This window comes from Mycobacterium sp. (assembly GCF_025965855.1).
GTDB lineage: Bacteria > Actinomycetota > Actinomycetes > Mycobacteriales > Mycobacteriaceae > Mycobacterium.
This window is the reverse complement of record NZ_JAOPWB010000087.1, coordinates 1-21,415: the sequence shown is the minus strand read 5'-3', so window position 1 is coordinate 21,415 and position 21,415 is coordinate 1. Positions and strand designations below refer to the sequence as shown.

Annotated in this window: 18 protein-coding genes and 1 pseudogene; 13 read left to right on the top strand and 6 right to left on the bottom strand. The window is 68.1% G+C overall.

The window, feature by feature from the left end; all coding sequences use genetic code 11:
- The coding region (gene otsB / locus JWP83_RS06675) for a trehalose-phosphatase (RefSeq protein ID WP_297727565.1) at positions 1-890 on the top strand (890 nt) is incomplete at its 5' end.
- Between the two features lie 172 nt (positions 891-1,062).
- Here the strand turns inward: otsB and JWP83_RS06670 are convergent.
- Positions 1,063-1,941: a MaoC family dehydratase gene (locus JWP83_RS06670; RefSeq protein WP_297727562.1), complete on the bottom strand. Its 879-nt coding sequence runs from the start codon at positions 1,939-1,941 to the stop codon at positions 1,063-1,065.
- A gap of 93 nt (positions 1,942-2,034) precedes the next feature.
- On the opposite strand from JWP83_RS06670, the gene JWP83_RS06665 reads away from it, so the two are divergent.
- The 4 genes from JWP83_RS06665 to JWP83_RS06650 are packed head-to-tail and all read left to right on the top strand — an operon-like array spanning position 2,035 to position 6,507.
- Positions 2,035-2,739 (top strand): histidine phosphatase family protein, encoded by a 705-nt coding sequence (locus tag JWP83_RS06665; RefSeq protein ID WP_297727560.1) that lies wholly within the window; start codon positions 2,035-2,037, stop codon positions 2,737-2,739.
- Positions 2,740-2,755: 16 nt separating this feature from the next.
- Positions 2,756-4,753 (top strand): SDR family oxidoreductase, encoded by a 1,998-nt coding sequence (locus JWP83_RS06660; protein WP_297727558.1) that lies wholly within the window; start codon positions 2,756-2,758, stop codon positions 4,751-4,753.
- 43 nt (positions 4,754-4,796) lie between these two features.
- Positions 4,797-5,534 carry a 2OG-Fe dioxygenase family protein gene (locus JWP83_RS06655; RefSeq protein WP_297727554.1) on the top strand — a complete coding sequence of 246 codons (738 nt, stop codon included), beginning with the start codon at positions 4,797-4,799 and terminating at the stop codon, positions 5,532-5,534.
- Between the two features lie 22 nt (positions 5,535-5,556).
- On the top strand, positions 5,557-6,507 hold the full coding sequence (locus JWP83_RS06650) for a nucleoside hydrolase (protein WP_297727550.1): 951 nt from the start codon (positions 5,557-5,559) through the stop codon (positions 6,505-6,507).
- Positions 6,508-6,534: 27 nt separating this feature from the next.
- On the opposite strand, the gene JWP83_RS06645 is transcribed toward JWP83_RS06650, so the two are convergent.
- Positions 6,535-8,025: a 2-polyprenyl-6-methoxyphenol hydroxylase-like oxidoreductase gene (locus tag JWP83_RS06645; protein ID WP_297727547.1), complete on the bottom strand. Its 1,491-nt coding sequence runs from the start codon at positions 8,023-8,025 to the stop codon at positions 6,535-6,537.
- Positions 8,026-8,444: 419 nt separating this feature from the next.
- Here JWP83_RS06645 and JWP83_RS06640 point away from each other — a divergent pair, with 419 nt between their 5' ends.
- From JWP83_RS06640 to JWP83_RS06630, 3 genes and pseudogenes are all read left to right on the top strand, one after another.
- Complete coding sequence (locus JWP83_RS06640) at positions 8,445-11,666, top strand: AAA family ATPase (protein ID WP_297727544.1); 3,222 nt, start codon at positions 8,445-8,447, stop codon at positions 11,664-11,666.
- Positions 11,653-12,048 (top strand): SRPBCC family protein, encoded by a 396-nt coding sequence (locus tag JWP83_RS06635; RefSeq protein WP_297727541.1) that lies wholly within the window; start codon positions 11,653-11,655, stop codon positions 12,046-12,048. The genes JWP83_RS06640 and JWP83_RS06635 overlap by 14 nt, the downstream gene beginning before the upstream one ends.
- Positions 12,049-12,439, top strand: a pseudogene (locus JWP83_RS06630) (alpha-hydroxy-acid oxidizing protein); the annotation flags it as partial. It abuts the gene before it with no gap.
- Between the two features lie 6 nt (positions 12,440-12,445).
- Here JWP83_RS06630 and JWP83_RS06625 read toward each other — a convergent pair.
- Together JWP83_RS06625 and JWP83_RS06620 are read right to left on the bottom strand one after the other, a co-directional pair.
- Entirely contained in the window at positions 12,446-13,975 is a 1,530-nt protein-coding gene (locus tag JWP83_RS06625) for a DNA polymerase Y family protein (protein ID WP_297727538.1), read from the bottom strand.
- 39 nt (positions 13,976-14,014) lie between these two features.
- Positions 14,015-14,671, bottom strand: coding sequence for a hypothetical protein (locus tag JWP83_RS06620; protein ID WP_297727535.1), 657 nt, complete (start codon positions 14,669-14,671; stop codon positions 14,015-14,017).
- Between the two features lie 123 nt (positions 14,672-14,794).
- Here JWP83_RS06620 and JWP83_RS06615 point away from each other — a divergent pair, with 123 nt between their 5' ends.
- Entirely contained in the window at positions 14,795-15,364 is a 570-nt protein-coding gene (locus JWP83_RS06615) for a hypothetical protein (RefSeq protein ID WP_297727568.1), read from the top strand.
- Between the two features lie 80 nt (positions 15,365-15,444).
- On the opposite strand, the gene guaA is transcribed toward JWP83_RS06615, so the two are convergent.
- Together guaA and JWP83_RS06605 are read right to left on the bottom strand one after the other, a co-directional pair.
- On the bottom strand, positions 15,445-17,022 hold the full coding sequence (gene guaA / locus JWP83_RS06610) for a glutamine-hydrolyzing GMP synthase (protein ID WP_297727532.1): 1,578 nt from the start codon (positions 17,020-17,022) through the stop codon (positions 15,445-15,447).
- 36 nt (positions 17,023-17,058) lie between these two features.
- Positions 17,059-17,631: a TetR/AcrR family transcriptional regulator gene (locus JWP83_RS06605; RefSeq protein ID WP_297727529.1), complete on the bottom strand. Its 573-nt coding sequence runs from the start codon at positions 17,629-17,631 to the stop codon at positions 17,059-17,061.
- Positions 17,632-17,706: 75 nt separating this feature from the next.
- Between JWP83_RS06605 and JWP83_RS06600 the strand changes: the two genes are divergently transcribed.
- The 4 genes from JWP83_RS06600 to JWP83_RS06585 all read left to right on the top strand — a co-directional run.
- A complete protein-coding gene (locus JWP83_RS06600) occupies positions 17,707-18,822 on the top strand; it encodes a cytochrome P450 (protein ID WP_297727526.1) in 1,116 nt (371 codons plus the stop codon).
- A 419-nt stretch (positions 18,823-19,241) separates the two neighbouring features.
- Complete coding sequence (locus tag JWP83_RS06595; RefSeq protein WP_297727524.1) at positions 19,242-19,439, top strand: DUF2795 domain-containing protein; 198 nt, start codon at positions 19,242-19,244, stop codon at positions 19,437-19,439.
- Between the two features lie 512 nt (positions 19,440-19,951).
- Positions 19,952-20,512, top strand: coding sequence for a type 1 glutamine amidotransferase domain-containing protein (locus JWP83_RS06590; RefSeq protein ID WP_297727521.1), 561 nt, complete (start codon positions 19,952-19,954; stop codon positions 20,510-20,512).
- 361 nt (positions 20,513-20,873) lie between these two features.
- On the top strand, positions 20,874-21,415 hold a 542-nt coding region (locus JWP83_RS06585; protein WP_297727518.1), incomplete at its 3' end, for a hypothetical protein.

The following is a 21,415-nucleotide window of genomic DNA, read 5'->3' as shown; positions in this document are numbered from 1 at the left end:
CCGGGAACGGCGACGCACTCCGGCGTTCCGGCCCGGACGCGGTGGTCGCCCAACCAGATGAGGTCACAGTGCGGACCGGGGACCGCCGTATGTCCCAGCTACCGGACGCGGGGCAAGCCCTGGATTCCCTGACCGACCGTAGGCCGGCCGTGTTCTACGACTTCGACGGCACGCTGTCGGACATCGTCGAGGACCCTGACGCGGCCCGGCCCGTGGCCGGTGCCGTCGAGGCGCTGCAGAAGCTGGCCGCGCAATGTCCGGTCGCGGTGCTGTCCGGCCGCGACCTCGCCGACGTGACAAAGCGTCTCGGTGTGCCCGGCATCTGGTATGCCGGCAGCCACGGTTTCGAGCTGACCGCACCCGACGGGACGCACCACCAGAACGAGGATGCCGCGGCGGCCATCCCGGTGCTCGAGCGGGCGGCCGGCGAGCTACGCGACCGGCTCGGACCGGTTCCCGGAGTTGTGGTGGAGCACAAACGCTTTGGCGTTGCCGTGCACTACCGCAACGCCGCGCGCGATCGTGTCGGCGAGGTGGCCGCGGCGGTCCGGGCGGCCGGTCAGCGCGACGCGCTTCGGGTGACGACAGGCCGGGAAGTCATCGAGCTGCGCCCGAATCTGGACTGGGACAAGGGGAAAACCCTTCGCTGGGTGATCGATCACCTGCATGAGGCCGCCTCCGGTCCTTTTGTCCCGATCTATCTGGGCGACGACATCACCGACGAGGACGCGTTCGATGCCGTCCGTCCGGACGGCGTCCCAATCCTGGTGCGGCACAACGAGGATGGTGATCGCGCCACTGCCGCACTGTGGGCGTTGGACAGTCCCGCACGGGTCGCCGAGTTCACCGAACGGCTGGCGCGGCGGTTAAGTGACGCCCGCGTGAAATAACTTACGGCCCTCCGTCATTGACCACTGGTCATTCCTGCAACGCGGGCAACGGCGGCAACGGCGGGACCGGTACGCCCCTGCCACCAATGGCACCCCGGGCGCCGCCGCCGGCGGAACCCGCGGAGCGCTGTTCGGCACCGCCGGCACCGACGGCGCCGTCGGAATCTAGCCGCTACGCCACGTATTCCACCGCGCCGTCGTCCAGCACCACCCGGGCAGCGTCATTGGAGGCGCCGTCGGGCGCGGAGGCCTCGGTGCGGAACACCGCCTTGCCCGGCTCCGTCCGCCAGATCAGCGTGGTCAGCGTCTCACCGGGGAACACCGGCGAGCTGAACCGCGCGTCGATCGAGGTGACGTTGGCGGCCACGCCCTTGCCGAGCTCGGCGACCAGTGCGCGGCCCGACACCCCGTAGGTGCACAGCCCGTGCAGGATCGGCTTGGGGAACCCGGCCAGCTCCCGGGCAAACCACGGGTCGCTGTGCAGCGGATTGCGGTCGCCCGACAGCCGATAAATCAGCGTCTGATCCTCGCGGGTGGGCAGCGGGACCCGGGCGTCGGGCTCGCGATCGGGGAACTCCGGGGCCGCGGGACGCTGGCCCGGCACGCCCCCGAAACCACCCGCGCCGCGGACGACAAAGGTGGTCGACGTTTCCGCGATCAGCTTCCCCGAGTCCGGATCCGTGCCGCGGCCGCGCAGCAGCACGACCGCGTTCTTGCCCTCGCCCTTGTCCTGAATGTCGGCGACCTCGGTGACCACCGACAGCGTCCCCGCCGCCGGCAGCGGCGCATGCAACCGGACACCTTGCGATCCGTGTAAGAGCATGGCCCAGTTGAACGTTCCGATCTTGGCCGCCGCACCGAAGGCCGGGCAGCAGATCACCGCGTAGGTGGGCAGCACCTGCTGGGTGATGTCGTGGCTATTCTCGGTGGTGAACGACAGGTCGTCGGTCCCGCAACCAACGCCGAGGGCATACAGCAACGTGTCCCGGTCGGTCCATTCGAACAACATCGGCTCGGTCACCGCGCCGACCGCGCTCGGGTCAATGGCCATTCGAGTCTCCTTTCAAGGATTTTTCGCTACTGAAGCATTTCAGACCATCGCAAACCCTTCCCCCGGGCACCGTCGGCAGGGCAGGCTATCGACATGCGCAAGGGAAGCGTGATCTGGAAAGCACTGGCCGTGCTCGTCGCGGCGGTCATCGTTGGCGCCTGCGGCGGCTCACCGCAGGTGCGCAGCATTACCCTGACGTTCGTCCGGCACGCTCAGTCCGAGGCCAACGCCAGCGGGATCATCGACACTTCGGTGCCGGGGCCGGGCCTCAGCCCGGAGGGCAAGGGGCAGGCCGAACAGCTCGCGCACCAGCTCGCCCACAACAACTACGACGCCGTCTATGCCTCCACCATGGCGCGAGCCCAGCAAACCGCCGAGCCGTTGGCCTCCGAATTGCACAAGCAAGTGGAGGTCCTGCCGGGCATCCAGGAGATCAACGCCGGCTGGTTCGAGGGCAAGCCGGTCTCGATGGATCCCTCGACCTACCTGCTGGCGCCCGCGGACTGGCTCGCCGGCGACGTCGGCAACAGCATCCCGGGGTCGGTCAGCGGCAAGGAGTTCAACGACCGGTTCACCGCCGCGGTCCAGAAGATCTACGACAGCGGCCACAGCAAACCCGTGGTGTTCTCACACCTGTACGCCATCGAGTACTGGGTGCTGATGAACGTGAAGAACGCCAAGGACAGCCTCCGGACCAGTCACCCGCTGCCCAACACCGGCCGCGTGGTGATCAGCGGCAACCCGGCGACCGGCTGGACGCTCGAGGAATGGGACGGCATCCGCAACTTCAACGGCTGACCGCTACCATGTCCGCATGCGCTATGTCGTTACCGGCGGTACCGGGTTTATTGGTCGCCGCGTCGTGTCTCGTCTGCTGGACACAAGGCCCGACGCCCAGGTGTGGGTGCTGGTTCGCCGCGGATCGCTGGGGCGGTTCGAACGCCTCGCCGCCGACTGGGGTGAACGGGCGAAGCCGCTGGTCGGGGAGCTGCCGGAGCTCGGCCTGAGCGACGAGACCCTCGCTGAGCTCGGCAATGTCGATCACCTCGTGCACTGCGCGGCGATCTACGACATCACCGCCGGCGACGCGGAGCAGCGCGCCGCCAACGTCGACGGAACCCGCGCGGTCATCGAGCTGGCGCGGCGGCTGGACGCCACGCTGCACCACGTGTCGTCGATCGCCGTGGCGGGCGACTTCCCCGGCGAGTACACCGAGGACGACTTCGATGTCGGCCAGCAGCTGCCGAGTCCCTATCACCAGACGAAGTTCGAGGCCGAGTCGCTGGTGCGGTCGGCGCCCGGGTTGCGCTTCCGCGTCTACCGCCCGGCGGTGGTGGTCGGCGATTCGGTCACCGGGGAGATGGACAAGATCGACGGGCCATACTACTTCTTCGGAATATTGTCGGTGCTGGCCGTATTGCCCAAGTTCACCCCGATCCTGCTGCCCGACACCGGGCGCACCAACATCGTCCCGGTCGACTACGTCGTCGACGCGCTGGTGGCGCTCATGCACGCCGACGGGTGCGACGGGCGGACGTTCCACCTCACCGCACCGAAAACCATTGGGCTGCGCGGCATTTACCGCAGCGTCGCCAAGGCGGCCGGGCTGCCCCCCGCGCGCGGGTCGCTGCCCCGCTCGGTGGCGGCGCCGGTGCTCAAGGTGCGCGGGCGCGCCAGGGTGCTGCGCAACATGGCGGCCACCCAGCTGGGGATCCCCGCCGAGATTTTCGACCTCGTCGACCTGAAGCCCACGTTCGTCAGCGACGAGACGCGAAACGCGTTGCAGGGCACCGGTATCGAAGTCCCCGAGTTCGCGAGCTACGCGCCCAAGCTGTGGCGGTACTGGGCCGAACACCTCGACCCCGACCGCGCGCGTCGCGACCACCCGGAGGGGCCCCTGGAGGGCCGGCACGTCATCATCACCGGCGCGTCCAGCGGCATCGGGCGCGCGTCGGCGATCGCCGTCGCCGAGCGCGGCGCGACGGTGTTCGCGCTGGCCCGTAACGCCGACGCGCTCGATCAGCTGGTCGCCGAGATCCGCGCCACCGGCGGGCAGGCGCACGCGTTCTCCTGCGACGTCACCGACTCCACGTCGGTCGAGCACACCGTCAAAGACATCCTGGGCCGCTTCGACCACGTCGACTACCTGGTGAACAATGCCGGCCGGTCGATCCGCCGCTCGGTGGTCAACTCCACCGACCGGCTGCACGACTACGAGCGGGTGATGGCGGTCAACTACTTCGGCGCGGTGCGGATGGTGCTGGCGCTGCTGCCGCACTGGCGCGAGCGCCGGTTCGGCCACGTGGTCAACGTCTCCAGCGCGGGCGTGCAGGCCCGCAACCCCAAATACAGCTCATACCTGCCCACCAAGGCGGCGCTGGACGCGTTCGCCGACGTCGTCGGGTCGGAGACGCTCTCCGACCACATCACCTTCACCAACATCCACATGCCGCTGGTTCGCACGCCCATGATCGCGCCGTCGCACCGGCTCAACCCGGTGCCGGCGATCAGCCCGGAGCGCGCGGCGGCGATGGTGGTGCGCGGACTCGTCGACAAGCCGGCCCGCATCGACACCCCGCTGGGCACGCTCGCCGAGGTGGGCAACTTCTTCGCGCCGAGGACGTCGCGACGAATCCTGCACCAGCTCTACCTGGGCTACCCCGATTCCGCCGCGGCGCGCGGGCTGCCCACCGAAACCACGGCGCCGTCCAAACGCCGGCCGAAGCGCCCGGTCCGCGCTGTCACCCGCGGCATCCGCACCCCCCGACCGGTCAAGCGGCTGGTGCGATTGGTGCCCGGAGTGCACTGGTAAACGCCGGGGGTTTAGCCCCACCGGATTGCGGTATTCCGGCGCGATGGTCCTTTCCGAAAAGTGGACTCACGCCGACCCGGTCGCCGCCGCGGGGCGGCTGGTCGCCACGACGGGCGTCGCCGTGCTGCCCTCGTTCGACGTGACGCGAAGCCTGGAGGTGGGCCGCGAAGAATGGACCCGGTTCGCCCGTCACTGGCAACATCTGGCGCCGGACCCCTACGCGACGGAGCTGGGCGTGCAGCGGCTGCGCCGCTACGGCCAATACTCGTTTCGCGACGGGGCGCTGGCGCCGATGCCGAGGCGCGCGTTCGTGCAGCCGCAGGACTCCAACCCCCTCTACGTCGGCAAGGATCGCAACTTCGAGCCGCTGACCGACGCGTTCGCCGCGGACCCCTTGCTGCACAAGGTGATCAGACTGTTGGCACGGGTCGCCGCCGCCCTGGACGACGTGGTCGACTGGAACGTCAAAGTGCACCCGTTCCGCATCCGGTGCGCTGCGGACGACGACGGCAGCCCCACGCCCGAAGGCCTGCACCGCGACGGCGTCACCCTGGTCACCTCGCTGCTGATCGGGCGACGCAACGCCATCGGCGGCGAGAGCACGGTGTGCGACGTGGCCGGTCGGCAGTTGCTGGCGACGACGCTGGCCGAGCCCGGGACGTTGCTGCTGGGCGACGACCGTCGCACGTTGCACGCCGTCTCACCGATCCGGCCGATCGACGGCTCCGGGCCGGCGCAGCGCGACGTCCTGGTGATCACCTTCGCGTCGGTTTGGCCTTAACCGCGGGCGTATCGTTGCGGCGGTGAACGCCGTTTTCGTCGATGTCGACACCGGCATCGACGACGCGATGGCATTGATCTACCTGCTGGCCAGCACCGACGCCGACGTGGTGGGCATCGCCTCGACCGGCGGCAACATTCACGTGGACCAGGTCTGCGCAAACAATCTGGGTTTGCTCGAATTGTGCCGGGCCCCAACCATACCCGTGTCCAAGGGCGCCGACGAGCCGCTGTGCGGCCGGTGGCCCCATCACTCAAAGTTCCACGGCCCCACGGGATTGGGCTATGCCAAGCTCCCCCGCACCCACCGGCGGCTCACCGACCACGACGCCACCGCGGCGTGGGTGGCCGCGGCGCGCGCCCATCCCGGCGACTTGATCGGCCTGGTCACCGGCCCGCTGACCAACCTGGCGCTGGCGCTGCGCGCCGAACCCGCGCTGCCGAGGCTGCTGCGGCGGCTGTTGATCATGGGCGGCGCGTTCGGGGAGGGCGCCAATCCGATGGCCGAATGGAACATCCGGGTGGATCCCGAGGCGGCCAGCGAGGTCTTCGCCGGCTGGGCTGGGCAGCAACAACTTCCGATCGTCTGCGGCTTGGACCTCACCCGGCGCGTTGCCATGACGCCGGACATCCTGGCACGGCTGGCGGCTGAGGCCGGGCCGTCCCCGTTGATCCGGGTGATCGAGGACGCGATGCGGTTCTATTTCGAATCCCACGAGGACCGCGGACACGGCTACGTCGCGTACATGCACGATCCGCTGGCCGCCGCGGTGGCACTGGACCCGCGGCTCGTGTCGACCAGGGCGGCCACCGTGGACATCGAATTAGCGGACGTCCCGACCCGGGGCGTGACGGCCCCGGATTGGTCGGGCGACCGAAAAGCCAACGCCCTGATCGGCATTGGGGTAGACCCCGCGGTGTTCTTCGACCGGTTCATCGAGCGGGTCGCGCCGTTCGCGCGCCGGCTCGGTTAGCCGTCCGCGTGGTTGCACGTCACCCGGTCACCACGCAAGCAGATCGTCTGGCGCCGACTCACCGGTTGGAGCGCGATCGCACCCCGCACGGTCCGCTGACCCGGTGCCTCCTGGAGCGACGTGCCGCGAATCGGTTCGCCGAGACCAATGGGCCCGCGCGATGCGCAGCAGTACGGTCGGGCGCAACAGTCGAACCGGTGGATCGATCATTCCGATAACTCGCAGGAATTGCGCGGCGACGGTGGGGTCGGTTTCGGCGGCGGTCATCACCCATTCCAAGTAGGCGTTGGTGATCCGCATCGACGGCGGGCGCGGTCCGGCCACTTCCGGAAGCGCCAAGTCGGACCCGACGGCGGTCTGCCAGGCGACCCGGATTTTCTTCGCGCTCGCGCGGAAAAAGCGTCGCGGCAGATCGCGCTCTCCGCGGCGCAGACAGTCGCGCAGCACGGTTGCTCCGATGGCGGCAACCGTCATGCCTTGCCCGTAAATGGGGTTGAAGCTGCAAATCGCGTCGCCGAACACCAGCAGACCGTCGGGTATCCGGCGCATCCTGTCGTAGCGCCGCCACCGGTTGGACGGGACGCGATGGTGCGCCACCTCGCCCAGCGGCTGCGCTGCTTCAATGGCTTGCAGCGCGTGTGCGGGCGCGAAATCCGCTGCGAACTTGATCATTTCGGCGGGAAGGGCTGGCGGCTCGAGTCCGGCCAGCCCACCGACCCCGAACATCCAGGTGCCGTTTTCATATTCGATTAACCCAAACATTTTGGGCCGGCCCGGGGTCGGGAACAGGGCGATCATGTGTTCGTTGACCGCGTCGGGTGCGATGCGCAGTAGCTGGCAGGCGTAGGTGAGCTGCACGGTCAACTCGTCCTGGCGGGGACGGCCGTAGCCAAGCTCGTCCAGGAAGTTCGGTGTCCGAGAACTGCGTCCGGTGGCGTCGACGACGAGGTCGGCGGTCAGGGTGGTCGGGCGGGTCGTTGAGCGGTCGACTATCCGGGCCCCGGTGACACGGTCACCGGTCGGCGTCGCGGTCAGGCCGACCACGTCATGATCCTCGAGGAACGTGACGTTCGACAGGGCTCGGACCCGGCGGCGAACATTCCATTCGAGCAACGGCCGGCTGACAAACGAGATCGACATTGACAGCGCGCTCGGCGAGCTGCCGGACCTAATAATCTGATGTCCTCCAACCGAAATCCACAGCTTTGAAAAGTCGCCGTCCTCCCAGCTGACCACACCGGCGGAGCGGAGTTCATCGAGGAAGTTGGGAAATAGCTCCTCGAGGATCTCGGTGCCTCGTGCCTGGATTGCATGGATCTGCCTGCCTTGCGGGACGCCGCGCCGGTTCAGCGGGGCTGACGGCAGTATGTCGCGTTCCACCACCGTCACGCTCTGGTAGAAGTCGGCGAGCACCCTGGCGGCGAGCAGCCCGCCCATGCTGGCGCCCAGCACCACCGCGTGGTTACACAGATCGGTTGTCTCGTTTCGGCGAGGCGCCGGCGACGCCACCCGGATCACAGCCGATCCATTTCGCGAGACATCCGCGCCGCCTCGAAACACGCAGCCTCGCGGCGCCTCGGGTACGGTCGGGGCTCGGCCGGCTGAGTCAGTACGCGGCCGATACTGGTCAGCAGCGCGGTGGTCAGCCACCGGCGGCGACGCGAATCGACCGATACGGCCGCTGCGGTGCCTAGTGCAACCTGCTTCTCGGTAATGAGGACTGGTGCGTTGCTCGCCGGCGAGTAGACAGCGGGCGGTCGTATTACCTGGGACACGACGGTTTCTCCTGTGGAATCGTTGATCTGTCGAGCCCAGGGTCTGAAACCGACCGTCAATCCAGCGTCAATCGACCGGCCGGCACCACTTCCACTTCCCAGCGAGCAAACTCGTGCCCAGCTGTTAGGATTGGCCAGCGCAAAAGGTCACTGGGAGTCGCGATGGCCACCGACCAATCCGGCCTGTCGGTCTCGGTTCGCGTCCTGGGCGAAATCCGCATCGATTACGACGGTGTTGCGGTGGGCCTGCCGGACAGCATCCGCGCAGTCGCCCTGCTGGGATGGCTAGCCATCCATCCTGGGTTGCGGAGCCGCTCCGAAATCGCCTCGGCGCTGTGGCCGGATGTCCACGATTCGTCCGCCCGTAGCAGCGTGCGCACGGCGCTGTGGGCGCTACGGCGCGCTTTTAGCGATCACGCCGACGAGGTGCTGGACACCTCACGTAACCGCATCGGGTTGCGCAACGTCTCCGTCGATGTCACCCGATTCGACGAGCTCGTCGCCGAGGACCGCCTCGAGGAGGCACTGGCCATATCAGCGGGCGAGCTGCTGGCCGGCCTCGACGATGAGTGGGCGGTTCTCGCGCGCGAGTCCCATCGCGATAAGGTGATCGCGCTGCTGAGGGACCAGTCGGACAAGGCCGCCACCAACGGCGATCCGGCCCTGGCCATCGAGCGGGCTCGGCTCGCCGCGGAATTGAATCCACAGTCTGAAACGTGTGCTCGCCTGTTGATGCGCCGTTACGACGAGGCCGGAGACTGCTCCCTGGCCCTGGCGGTCTACACACGGATCGTCGACCGGCTCCGCAACGAATTGAAGATTGCCCCTGCGGACGAAACCTGGCAGCTGGCCGAGAAAATACGCGGCCGCCAACAGGATCAGCGCCGAAAGATTCAGGCGCCCAGGGTGTTACGCCGGCTGGCGTTGACTCCTCTGGTTGGCAGAGACGCGGAGCTCCACTCGCTGGGACGAGCCTGGCGCTCAGCGCGTCGCGGTGAAGGCGGAGTGGCGGTCGTGTGCGGCGAGCCGGGCCTCGGAAAGACCCGATTGGTCGCGGAGCTCACCGAATTGGCGGCCAACACCGGGGGCCTGACCGCACTGGGCGCCGCTCCCACGATCGGTTGCCCGCCGTATTGGCCATGGGCCGAGCTGGCGGCCGGGCTGCTGCGCAGCCTCGGTGGCGTTCCGCTCGGGGAGCCGTTCACGACGGCGCTGGCTCCGCTGCTGCCAACAATGATTCAGCCGACCGCTCCCGGCCCACCCGATTTCGAGCAGGCCAGGCTCATGGAGGGACTCTTGGATCTGCTCGCGTACGCGGCAGCACAGGCGCCGCTGCTGGCGGTCCTGGAGGACATGCACGGCTGCGACGAGGCCAGCGCCATGGTACTGGCGCGTGCGTGTCGGCGCGTGCAGACCCTGCCGGTGCTGCTGGTGTGGACGCGGCGCCCCCGTCCCGTGCCGGCCGCGCTGGCCGACGCCGAGGAACAGGCGCGTCACTGCGCTGCGCTGGTTGCCGATGTCGCGCTGGAACCTTTGAGACAGCAAGAGATTGCCGAGATAGCCCGAAATGCTGGAGTGATCGATGACGACGCGATCGGCACCGTGGTCGCGTCGGCGGACGGCAATGCGCTGCTGGCGGTCGAGGCGTCGCGCGCGATCGCGCGAGGTGATGCGGACATAGCCGAAGGGCTGCGCTCTACCGTGCGGGCCTCTCGAAGACATCTGTCGGCGCGCGCGCGTGCGCTGTGCGAAGTGATGGCGGTGGCCGGGCGGCCCTTGAGCGTTGAAGACGCCCGCCGTCGGGCAGGGTCACCCGACGACGGCGAATTCGATGCGGCATTCGAAGCGGCGGGCGATGCGGGACTGTTGCAGATCGTTGACGCCGCAATCGATTTTCGGCACGCGTTGGTGCGCGACGCCTACTACGCCGATCTGCCTGAGTTGCAACGGATGCGGCTGCACGCCGCCGCGGCTCACGATATCGACGAGAACGGCGAGCCGGAATTGGCCGGCGAGGCCGCTCGGCATCTGCTGGCAGCTGGCGACCGCGACGGCGGGGCGGGGCTTCTGGTGCGAGCGGCAAACCACGCGATGTCGCTCGGGGCGCTCAGCCGCGCCGATGAATTGCTGGGTGAAGCCGCCGCTTTACAGCCCAGCAATGTCGAGATTGTGCTGGAACTTGCGGGTGTGGCGGCGCACCGCGGGATGGCCGACCAAGCACAAGGGCGGTTCGACCGCGCGGTGACTGCGCTTGACGCCGCAGGCGACCGGCTCGGTGTGGTGACCACCTACATCCGCTGGGCCGAGTGGAATACCGGCCCACTCTGCCGGCCGTTGGTGGCCAGGCAGGCGGTCATCACGGCACTGGAAATGATTGATACCGCGGGGGTCTCGGCGTTGCGGTTGCGGCTTCAGGCGCAAGCGTTTCTCGCGTTGTGCGAGGCGATGGCCGGCGACCCCGCGGCATGCGAGGAAATCCTTGACAGCATCGACACACAATGCGGGCGGCTTCCCACCGACCCGATCCGCGACATCCGCCGCCACATCGCCCGCACGCTCGCCCACATACGGCATGGTCGCTTTGACGAGGTCGGCGATGCAGGGCGAGCGGCTGCCGCAATCGCCAGGTCGGTCGGACGTCTTGACTTGATGTACGGATCGCTACTGAACGCCGCGGCGGGTTTAGCATCAACTGGCGCCTATGCGGAGGCTCTCGAACTGCTCGATGAAATCGGCACCATGCCCAGCGCCGGAGCGCTGCCGCTAGCGATCGAGGCCGATGTGCAACTCTCCCGCGCCTGGCTGATGTCCCGGCTTGGTCGCCATCCGGAGGCAATGCGCGTTGCCAGCTCAACCCAGCGATTGGCGGAGCGGATCGGCGGCACGGAACTCGCCGCCACCGCTGACGCCGAAACGGGCCGTATCCTGCTGCGCGCCAGACACTACGAGGACGCCGCCGAGTGCCTCGGGCGGGCCCTGAGCGCCGAAACCACCTCGATTGGGCGCCCGTTGGCGCGTCTACAGCGCGCGGAGGCGCTGACCCGTTTGGTACGGCTGACCGATGCCCAACAGGAACTTACCGCGACCGCGCTGGAACCGGTCGGGCCCGCCGACTGGCCTGACACACTCGTCGCGCGCATGGCGTCGGTACGTGGGCTGATCGCGGCAGCGCAAGGGAACCGCGTCGAGGCTGAACGCTACCTACAACGCGCCGCCGCGGGCTGGCGCCGCCGCATCGTCACCGCCGACGCGACCGGATCAACTTCCGCGCTCGCCGACTTAGGCCGGCCGGTGATCGGTCAAGTCTCCCCGACCGAAGAGCTCGAGGCCGTGCTTGCCGATCTCGCCCAACTCAACACGAGGAGCACGCATGCCAAGCTTTGACGATTCGACGCAGACCTCCGCCGCGCCAGAAGACGTCTGGATGATGCTTTATGACCCGGTGCGGTTTCCCGAGTGGTGGACCGGGATCGCGTCGACCGTCCCCGGCGGCGACGGCGACTACACCATGTTCGTCGAGGGCTACCCCGACTTCCCGATGCCCCAGGCTTTGGATGCCCACCCACAAGATAAGCGCGTCACAATATCCTGCATGGTGTCGGATCTGGTTTTTCAATGGCATCTCGAGCCGGCCGACGGCGGCGGCACAAACATTTCTGTGCACGTTGACATCCCGGAGTCCGAGGCGGCGCGTCTAGAAATGCAGCGCGAAGTAATCGGCTCGTCCCTACGGAAGCTCGGGCAGCTTGCGGCCGCCGCGAGCTAGCTCGGCCAGTCCATCTGTCATCCCGACGATGTCCGCCGCACCAAAGAGATTGGGGCCGACGGCATACTGCTCCAACCACGGCGGCCGCCAGGCAAACGGCGGGCTGCCGTGCCTGGATTGCCTGCCGGGGGTGCTCGAGGCAGCGGACGGGATGCCGGTGCTGTTCGACTCGGGCATTCGCAGCGGCGCCGACATCATCAAGGCCCTGGCGATGGGAGCGAGGGCGGTGGGGATCGGCCGCCCCTACGCCTACGGCCTGGCGCTCGGTGGCGTCGAGGACATCGTGCACGTGCTGCGCTCCCTGCTGGCTGAAGCGGATCTGATCATGGCGGTCGACGCGTACGCCTCGCTGAAGGACCTGACGCCAGAGGCGTTGCGGCCCACCGGATAAGCACCGTTACTCGTAGCTTCCCTCGAGGTACCAGCGCCGCTGGCGGTAGCACAGCAGAAACGCCCGCTCGTCCTCCAGCAGGACCTGGGTGCGGGCAGCGCGGCCCGTCGCGTCGGGATCCCACCACCGCTCGTCGACCGGCCAAGGCCCGGCCCACCAGCACAGCCGCTCGTCCCGGCCGCGCACCGTCAGCCGGGCGGGGTCGGCCGAGAACATCCCCCGGACTGTGACCCGTATCGGATTCCCCTGGGCGTCAAGCAGATCCACCGGGTCGTCCAGCAACACGGCCGGCGACGGCTCCGGCAGTTGGCCCGGCCACGGCGGACCGGGGTCGGCCCGCGGCACCGGTTCGTCGCCCAGCGGGGTCAACGTGATGCGTTCGGCCGGCCCGCGACCGCCGGACAGCACCGGCACCCGCACCGCCTCCGGGCCGAGCAGGCCCTGCACCCGCACCAGCGCCCGGCGGGCCCGCAGCCTGTCCTCCTCGCCGAGACCCCCCCATAGCGGCAGCTGCAGCGCCTCGGCGGACACCACCTCCACCGCCCGCAGCCGCAACAGCGTCACCGCGGCCGTCGGGCGGGGGTCGCGGGCGGTCCGGTTGCTCAGCCACCCGTCCAGTTGCCAGCGCACCCGGTCGGCGGTGGCGTCCTCGGTCAACGGCTCGGCGCACCGCCACACCCGGGTCAGCTCTTCGCCGTTGGCGGTGACGGCGTGAATGGCCAGCCGGGTGCAGCCCACCCCGGCAGCCATCAGCGCCTGGTGCAGCGTGCCGGCCAGCGAGCGCCCGGCGAACGCCGCGGCATCGACCCGGTCGATCGGCGGATCGCAGTCCAGCACGGCCTCGAGTTCCGGCGGCGGCTCACGCCCGGACGGTCCACGCTCGGGTTCGCCGCGGGCGAACCGGTGCGCGGTCATCCCGTCGGCGCCGAACCGGGAGGCCACGTCGGTCCGGGACAGCGCGGCGAACTGCCCGATGGTCCGAATTCCCATCCGCCACAACAGATCAGTCAGCTCTTCGCGCCCGGGACCGGACAGGCTCGGCTCGGTGGCGAGCTGCCGGATCGACAGCACCGACAGAAACCTCGCGTCGTCCCCCGGCTCCACGATCCGGCCCGCACGCGCGGCGAAGACCGCGGTGGACAACTGGTCGGCGATCCCGACCTGACACTCGGCGCCGGCCGAGGCCACCGCGTCGATCAGCCGCTCGGCGGCCTGCTCCTCGGAACCGAAGTAGCGGGCCGCCCCGCGCACCGGTAACACCAGGAGCCCGGGCCGCAGCACCTCGGCGCGGGGCACCAGGTCGTCCACCGCGGCGACCACCCCCTCGAAGAAGCGGGCGTCGCGGTCGGCGTCGGCCGGCGCGACGTGCAGTTGCGGGCAACGCGCCGCCGCCTCACGTCGCCGCAGCCCCCGCCGCACTCCCGCCGCACGGGCCGCCGACGAGCAGGCAATCACCCGATTGGCCAACGTGACCGCGATCGGGGCCGTCGCGGGCAGGTCCGCCGCCGCCGACGCCGCGACCGCGGGCCAGTCCATGCACCAGATCGCCAAAACCCGGGAACCAGACACCCGAACTCACCCGGCTCGCGCCCGGCCGATCACCCGTCTGCCCGCGCACACCCCGCTGACCTGCAGCCGCACCCTGCTGATCCGCCCAAAGCCCGGCCGGCTATCCGCCGTGATCTCATAGCCGCAGACCCGGGCGGCAAGCCGCGTCGGCGCCCCTTGCCAGTCGCCGTCGGTGACCAGCAGGGTGCACCCCTTGTTGCGGGCCCGCGCCACCACCGCCCGCGCCAGGGTCTGCGGCACCTGACGCCCGCCCAGGCCGAGCACCACCAGATCCATGCCGTCGATGAGCACCGCGGCCACCTCGACCGGATCGGTTCCGGGATCCGGTATCACCGCGAGCCGGCTCAGATCCGCCCCCATCTCCACGGCGGCCAGCAGCCCGATGTCCGGCTGCCCGACGATGGCGACGTTGCCCCCGGCCGCCGTCACCGCGGCCACCATGCTCAGCAGCAGTGACCGGGCCCCCGACAGCACCGCCACCGTTCCCCGCGGCAACGGCACCGGCAGTGACTCCGCAAGCCAGCGCGGGAGCGCCAGCCGGGATTCCGAATCCGGCAGCGGGTCATCGGCGGGGGCGACGGCCCGCCCGGACAGCTCCGCCATCCGCCGGCGCAGCGATTCCAGCTGCTCAGCGCGGTTTTCGGAGGCGAAAGCCGCGGTCATGACTGCCTCCCACTAAACGCTGCATCGAACGCATGTTCGATATATTTGGAGTAAACACCCACCCTCCGACAACCGTCAAGCGACGTGAGAGGCTGCTTTATGCGTTCGGTGCTGGTGGGGCTGATGGTGCTTTTTTGCACCACTTTTCCAGCGCCAAGTGCAGCCGCTCCCTGTCAACAGGCGGAGCTGTTCGCCACCGACGACACCGATCCCCTGTTCGAGATGCAGGCCGACGTGACGCTCGCGCTGAACGGCGCGGCGGTGATGGGATCGACCCCGCTCGACGGGGTGTACTGGTCGAATGCGCTGCAGCAGAGCACCCATGAGCGCTCGCGTGAATTTCATCTGTACGGGGCCGACGGTTCGTCGCGCACCGCCGCCGAGGCGCTGCGCCGCCAGTTCACCCAAGAAGCGGTGCTGACCTTCGACTACCTGCCGCAGAATGCGCCGCAGCAGGACGCGATCATCATTGCCGTGCCCGATGTCGACATCGCTCGCTTCGGCGACGCGCTGGTGGCCGATCCGACCGCCCGCAACCGATTGCGGGGTGGATCTGTCACCACGACCGACCACACCCTGATCCTGGTCGCCGGAGACGACGATCTCGACCTTGCCCGCCGACTCGTCGGCGAAGCAGGCGGAAGCTGGGACACGGCCACTATCGCCTACGGCAAGCGCGAATTCGTGGAGTAACACACCGCGAAAGTGCAACTGGCAACACATTTCCGAGAAGAGGCGTCGACAGTGCACCTTCGCGGCGATCGTCGGCCGAGTTACTCCCACTCGATGGTGCCGGGCGGCTTGCTGGTGATGTCCAGCACCACGCGGTTGACCTCGGCCACCTCGTTGGTGATCCGGGTCGAGATGCGCTCCAGCACCTCGTAGGGCACCCGGGTCCAGTCGGCGGTCATGGCGTCCTCGCTGGATACCGGCCGCAGCACGATCGGGTGCCCGTAGGTCCGGTTGTCGCCCTGCACGCCGACCGAGCGAACGTCGCCCAGCAGCACCACAGGGCACTGCCAGATCTGGCTGTCCAGGCCGGCGGCGGTGAGCTCCTCGCGCGCGATAGAGTCGGCGCGCCGCAGCGTGTCCAGCCGCTGCGCAGTGACCTCGCCGACGATACGGATGCCCAGCCCCGGTCCCGGAAATGGCTGGCGCGCAACGATTTCCTCCGGCAGACCCAGCTCCCGCCCGACCGCGCGCACCTCGTCTTTGAACAGCAGCCGCAGCGGCTCGACGAGCTTGAACTTCAGGTCGTCCGGCAGGCCGCCGACGTTGTGGTGGCTCTTGATGTTCGCGGTGCCGCTGCCCCCGCCGGACTCCACCACGTCCGGATACAGCGTGCCCTGAACCAGGAATTCAACGTCAGAGCCATCCCCCTTAACCACATCCCGCACCGCACCCTCGAACGCCCGGATGAACTGCCGCCCGATGATCTTGCGCTTGCCTTCGGGGTTGGTCACACCCGACAGCGCCTGCACGAAGGTGTCCGCCGCATCGATGGTGACCAGATTGGCGCCGGTGGCGGCCACGAAATCGCGCTGCACCTGATCGCGCTCGCCGGCTCGCAATAATCCATGGTCGACGAAGACACAGGTCAACTTCTCGCCGATGGCGCGCTGCACCAGCGCGGCGGCCACCGCCGAATCCACCCCGCCGGACAGCCCGCAGATCGCGTGGCCGTCGCCGATCTGGGCACGCACCTGCTCGACGAGCGCCTCGGCGATGTTGGCCGCCGTCCACTCCGCGCCGAGCCCGGCGAAGTCGTGCAGGAACCGGCTGAGCACCTGCTGCCCGTGCGGGGTGTGCATCACCTCCGGGTGGTACTGCACCCCGGCCAGGCGCCGGTCCCGGTTCTCGAAGGCGGCCACCGCGGCGCCCGCGCTGCTGGCGACCACGTCGAACCCGTCCGGCGCCGCGGTGACCGCGTCGCCGTGACTCATCCAGACCGGCTGGAGATCGGGCAGGCCCGAATGCAGTTCACCACCAACGACTTTCAGGTCGGTGCGGCCGTACTCGCTGGTGCCGGTGTGGGCTACCGTGCCGCCGAGGGCCTGCGCCATGGCCTGAAACCCGTAGCAGATGCCGAACACTGGCAGCCCCAGGTCGAACAGCGCCGGATCGAGCTGCGGAGCGCCTTCGGCGTAGACACTGGCCGGCCCTCCAGAGAGCACGACCGCCACCGGATTGCGGGCCTTGATCTCCTCGACCGAGGCGGTATGCGGGATGACCTCGGAAAAGACCCGCGCCTCCCGGACCCGGCGGGCGATCAACTGCGCATACTGCGCGCCGAAGTCGACCACCAATACGGGACGGGGTGATACCACGTCGGGGTCAGCAGGTTCGGCCACGGCTCGTCAGTCTAGTAGCTGGCGACCGCCGCGCACTCAGCCCGAGGCCGCCTGGATCACGGCGTCGACAATGCTCCGGATTCGAGTGGCGGCCTGATCGGGGTCGGGCTGGCCGGCGTCGAGCCAGGCGATGACGGCGTCGATCGTCATGGTGGGTAGCAGGCGCGCCGCCCAGTTGCGCCATCGGTCGTCGGCGATGTCCGCGAGGTAGCGGCCGGTGATCTCGGCCGAACCCTCGATGAGGGTGTCGATCATGTCGCGGAACTCCGCTTCGCGTGCGGCATGACGGTGGAGCAGCCGGAAGGCGTCCGGATCCGCAGCGGCGGAGCGGATCAGCGCGGGGAGACTGGTGTCGTCGAAGTTGTCCCCGCCGGCGGCTTCGCGGAGCCGCGTGTGACCACTTGCGATGACTGCCCGATACAGGTCAGCCTTCGAAGCGAAGTGCCGGTACAGGATCACCGGGGTGACACCGGCTTCCGCGGCGATGGCATCGAGCCCCGTGTTCGCGAACCCCCCCCGGGCGAAGGCGCGCGTGGCGGCCTCGAGGATCTGTTCGCGCCGTTGGGCCCGCGGCATCCGCCGGGTCGGCTCGGATCGGACAGTCGTCACGCAACCTCCTCTTGTGTAGAGCTGAGTGTATAAGTAACCTTGTATAAAGCTTCTTCTACTTGGCGGCGACATGCGATGACATCCACCCGACCGCCCGTTCACCGGGTGCGCACCCCGGTCGGCGACCAGGCCTGGCTGGTCAGCGACTATGCCCAGGTGCGACGGCTGCTCGACGATGATCGCCTCGGTCGCTCACATCCCGAACCCGAAACGGCGGCGCGTACAGGAGAATCCGCATTGTTCGGTGGCCCGCTGGGCAACTTCGACACCGAGGCGGCCGACCACGCGCGGATGCGGGCACTGCTGCAGCCCCATTTCTCACCCAGGCACCTACGGTCGCTGGAACCCAGGGTGGAAGCGCTCACCACCGACCTGTTGGACGAACTGGCGGAGCAGGGGCCGCCGGCGGATCTGCACGCGCGGTTGGCGCAGCCGCTGCCCATCCTGGTGATCTGCGAACTACTCGGAGTGCCCTATACCGACCGTGACCAGTTCCGCACGTGGGCGGAGGACGCCGGCAACGTGCGCGATCACGCCCGCTCCGAGCGCGGGCTGGCCGAGCTATTCCGTTACGGCAGCACGTTGGTCGAGCGCAAGCGCACGCATCCCCGTGACGACGTGATGTCTCGGCTGTGCGCGACCGATGGCATCTCCGACGAGGAGGCCGCCACCATGTCGATGTTCTTGCTGTTCGCCGGGCACGAGACCACGGTGGTCCAGATCGGGCTCGGGGCAATGCTGTTGCTGACGAATCGCGATCAGTGGCGGGCACTTGTCGATAACCCCGCGCTGATCCCCCACGCCGTCGAGGAGCTCCTGCGAGCGACGGCGACCGGCGGCGGAGTGGGCGGCATTCCTCGCTACGCGCGCGCAGACTTCGACATCGACGGTGTCGCCATCCACACCGGAGACCTGGTACTGCTGGACATCGGAGCGGCCAACCACGACCCCGCGGTATTCGCCGACCCGCAGCGCGTTGACGTCGCGCGCAAGGAAAGCGCGCACCTCACCTTCGGACACGGCGTCCGCTATTGCATCGGAGCCCCGTTGGCGCGCATCGAGCTGAAAATGGTCTTCGCGCAATTGATTCCACGATTCCCGTCCATGCGCCTGGCGGTCGATCCCGCGACACTGCCCACGCGTCGCGACGTGCTCGCCGGTGGGCTAGTCGAACTTCCCGTCTCGTGGTGACGACGGGGAGCCGTCCAGCATCTCTCACATAGTTCAGTTCCAGCTCCTGGTGTGCCGCTCAAATGTGGGCCGCTCCAAACGGATGCGCCGGGAGTTGTCGCATTCAGCCAAGCAGGATGCCAGGTCTATGACAGCGCCCTGGCGACAGAATCCGCGGGGTTTGTCGTCGGTACGGTCGTGTGGGATCAGGCCCACCTTGCATGTTGGGGCGCCGCCACGGTGACGGCGGCAAGCAGGCGGACTGAATTCGACATCCCAGGCCGAACGCCCGCCGCGAGCAGCGGGTCTTGTCAACGAGTCGCATCCGCAGCCTATTAGCCCCGAGTGGCCTACCACCAGACCAATAGAAATCTCGGGATGAGCCGGTATCTGAAGGGGTTTGGCGGTTGCGGGGCCGGGTATTTCGGGACTGACCACGCATGAACGGAGTGACCACAATGCCCAGCCCGATAGATGTTCAAAAGTCGCTCGCCGGCACGGATTACCCGGCGCGCAAGGATGAGCTGATTGCCCATGCAAAAGACAACGGCGCAAGTGGTGAGGTGATGGACGCGCTTCAAAAGCTGCCCGATCGCGAGTACGACGGACCCAGCGGAGTGCAAGAGGAGATTTTCTGACGGCAGCCGCGGCCTCGATCGGTAGAGGCGACATCACATCGACGGTGGTTGACTGCAGCCAGAGTGCGCGGCGCATGCGCACCAGCCTTGCCAATCGGTGGTTTCGCAGCTCGTACCTGACGCCACGCTCGTGCTGACAGGACGAATCGGGACGGAGAATTTCGGCCCGCCATGCGCTCGTAACGGCCGCGAAGGATTGCCAAACTCATTCTTCGGGAGCGCATTACGGCTGAGGTTACGGCAGGTTCGTTCCTAATGATGCCGCCGGATTCGTTTTTGGGTTTGGGCCATTAGCCGCAGATCCGGAAGACCCACGGCTTTGATGCGGTTTCGATCGATACGTCTACGGCTGGCTGACGGCGTTGGCGGTGCTCTGTGGATGCTGGCGTTTGGTTTGGTTAGGCGGCGCAGGGCGGCAGTCCGAGCATGGCCATTGCTCGGGAACCGTTAACTGTCGGTCCACCGATCACCCGAAGCCTGTGGCGCAGCCCCCGATAGGAAGGACCTCTAAGATGGCGAACACATTGCAAGACAAGAACGTTGCGATCCTCGCTGCCGACGGCGTGGAGCGTATCGAGCTGGAGCAGCCCCGCGACGCGGTGCGGCAGGAAGGCGCTCACACCGTTCTGCTGTCGCTGAAGAGCGGCGAAATCCAGGCCATGAACCACGACCTCGAAGCGGCAGGCACCTTCGGCGTGGACCGGATGGTCAGTGAGGCATCCGTGGACGACTACGACGCGCTGCTGCTTCCGGGTGGCACCGTGAATCCCGACAAGCTTCGGATCGACACCGCTGCGGTCACGTTCGTTCGCGACTTCGTCAATTCGGGCAAGCCGGTCGGCGTCATCTGCCACGGCCCATGGACACTCATCACCGCAGGCGTCGCCCGTGGTCGCACATTGACGTCGTGGCCGAGCGTGCGTACCGACCTGCGCAACGCCGGAGCCAACGTCGTCGACCAGGAAGTGGTCATCGACGGCAACCTGACCTCGAGTCGCTGGCCCGAGGACCTGCCTGCGTTCTGCGAGACCATCGTCAACGAGTTCGCCAAAACACCGGCGGGCGCGAGATGACAGATCTTGCCTCCAATGTCGCCGCCTAAGCCGACGTGGCCACCGTCTACGACGAGAAAACGCGTGCGCGTCCCTGCGGATCGTCGCCGAACTCAGCGGCGCTGACATCGTCGGCTAATTCGATGCGCTCGCCGCCGCCGGTCGCGCCGCTCATTTCGCAATTGCGTGCCGGAAGGGCGAGGCAAGGCGGAGCTGCCGGTTTCGTCACCATGACGTTTCTCCCGGCAATTGCAACTGCTGCGCGGGGGGTGGCTGCCCTCGCGGCGCCGCGAACGACTGCCTCCAGTGCGGGGTTGCGCAATGTGATGAGGCCTGATCGGGAGCCAGGGTGGGCCGACCCGCGGACAGAAGGGACACGGGCATGTCGGTTGCCGGAACCGAAGCGGCCGGGCCGGTTGCACCGGCAGTAGTGGCACGCGATATTGCGATGACGGGCCGTTGGGGCACTATCTTTGGGCCGCTCGACCTCGACATCGCCGCCGGTGGTGTCACGGTCCTGGTTGGACCTACAGGCTTGGACTGCACAGCTTTGCTGCTGACGCTGGCGGGCCGGATGAGGCCCCTGCGCGGGATAGTCTGGGCGCTCGGCCACGCAGAGGCTTCGGGGATATTTCGCCTTGTCACGCCGGCCGCCATCGGTGATCTGGATACCTTCGACGACGCCGTCACGGTCACCGACGTGGTCACTGAACAGGTGCGTTGGAACGCCCCGTGGTACCGAGCCGTCCACCGTGCCGGGGGCAGCGAGGTTGACGCGATGTGCAGATCGGTTTTCGGCCCACTGCCTTCACCGCCAGGTTCGGCATTTGTCGGCGAGCTCAGCGAGCTCGACCAGGTATTGCTGCGCATCGCGTTGGCCAACACTCGGTGGCGCCCACTGCTGGTCGTCGGCAGCCTTCACCA

Coding starts and splice junctions, on each gene's coding strand:
- JWP83_RS06620 (WP_297727535.1), bottom strand. CDS start 14,671: ATGACCGCGGCTTTCGCCTCCGAAAACCGCGCTGAGCAGCTGGAATCG.
- JWP83_RS06655 (WP_297727554.1), top strand. CDS start 4,797: ATGGTCCTTTCCGAAAAGTGGACTCACGCCGACCCGGTCGCCGCCGCG.
- JWP83_RS06660 (WP_297727558.1), top strand. CDS start 2,756: ATGCGCTATGTCGTTACCGGCGGTACCGGGTTTATTGGTCGCCGCGTC.
- JWP83_RS06625 (WP_297727538.1), bottom strand. CDS start 13,975: ATGGACTGGCCCGCGGTCGCGGCGTCGGCGGCGGCGGACCTGCCCGCG.
- JWP83_RS06595 (WP_297727524.1), top strand. CDS start 19,242: ATGAACGGAGTGACCACAATGCCCAGCCCGATAGATGTTCAAAAGTCG.
- JWP83_RS06665 (WP_297727560.1), top strand. CDS start 2,035: ATGCGCAAGGGAAGCGTGATCTGGAAAGCACTGGCCGTGCTCGTCGCG.
- JWP83_RS06590 (WP_297727521.1), top strand. CDS start 19,952: ATGGCGAACACATTGCAAGACAAGAACGTTGCGATCCTCGCTGCCGAC.
- JWP83_RS06600 (WP_297727526.1), top strand. CDS start 17,707: ATGACATCCACCCGACCGCCCGTTCACCGGGTGCGCACCCCGGTCGGC.
- JWP83_RS06640 (WP_297727544.1), top strand. CDS start 8,445: ATGGCCACCGACCAATCCGGCCTGTCGGTCTCGGTTCGCGTCCTGGGC.
- JWP83_RS06635 (WP_297727541.1), top strand. CDS start 11,653: ATGCCAAGCTTTGACGATTCGACGCAGACCTCCGCCGCGCCAGAAGAC.
- JWP83_RS06670 (WP_297727562.1), bottom strand. CDS start 1,941: ATGGCCATTGACCCGAGCGCGGTCGGCGCGGTGACCGAGCCGATGTTG.
- JWP83_RS06615 (WP_297727568.1), top strand. CDS start 14,795: ATGGTGCTTTTTTGCACCACTTTTCCAGCGCCAAGTGCAGCCGCTCCC.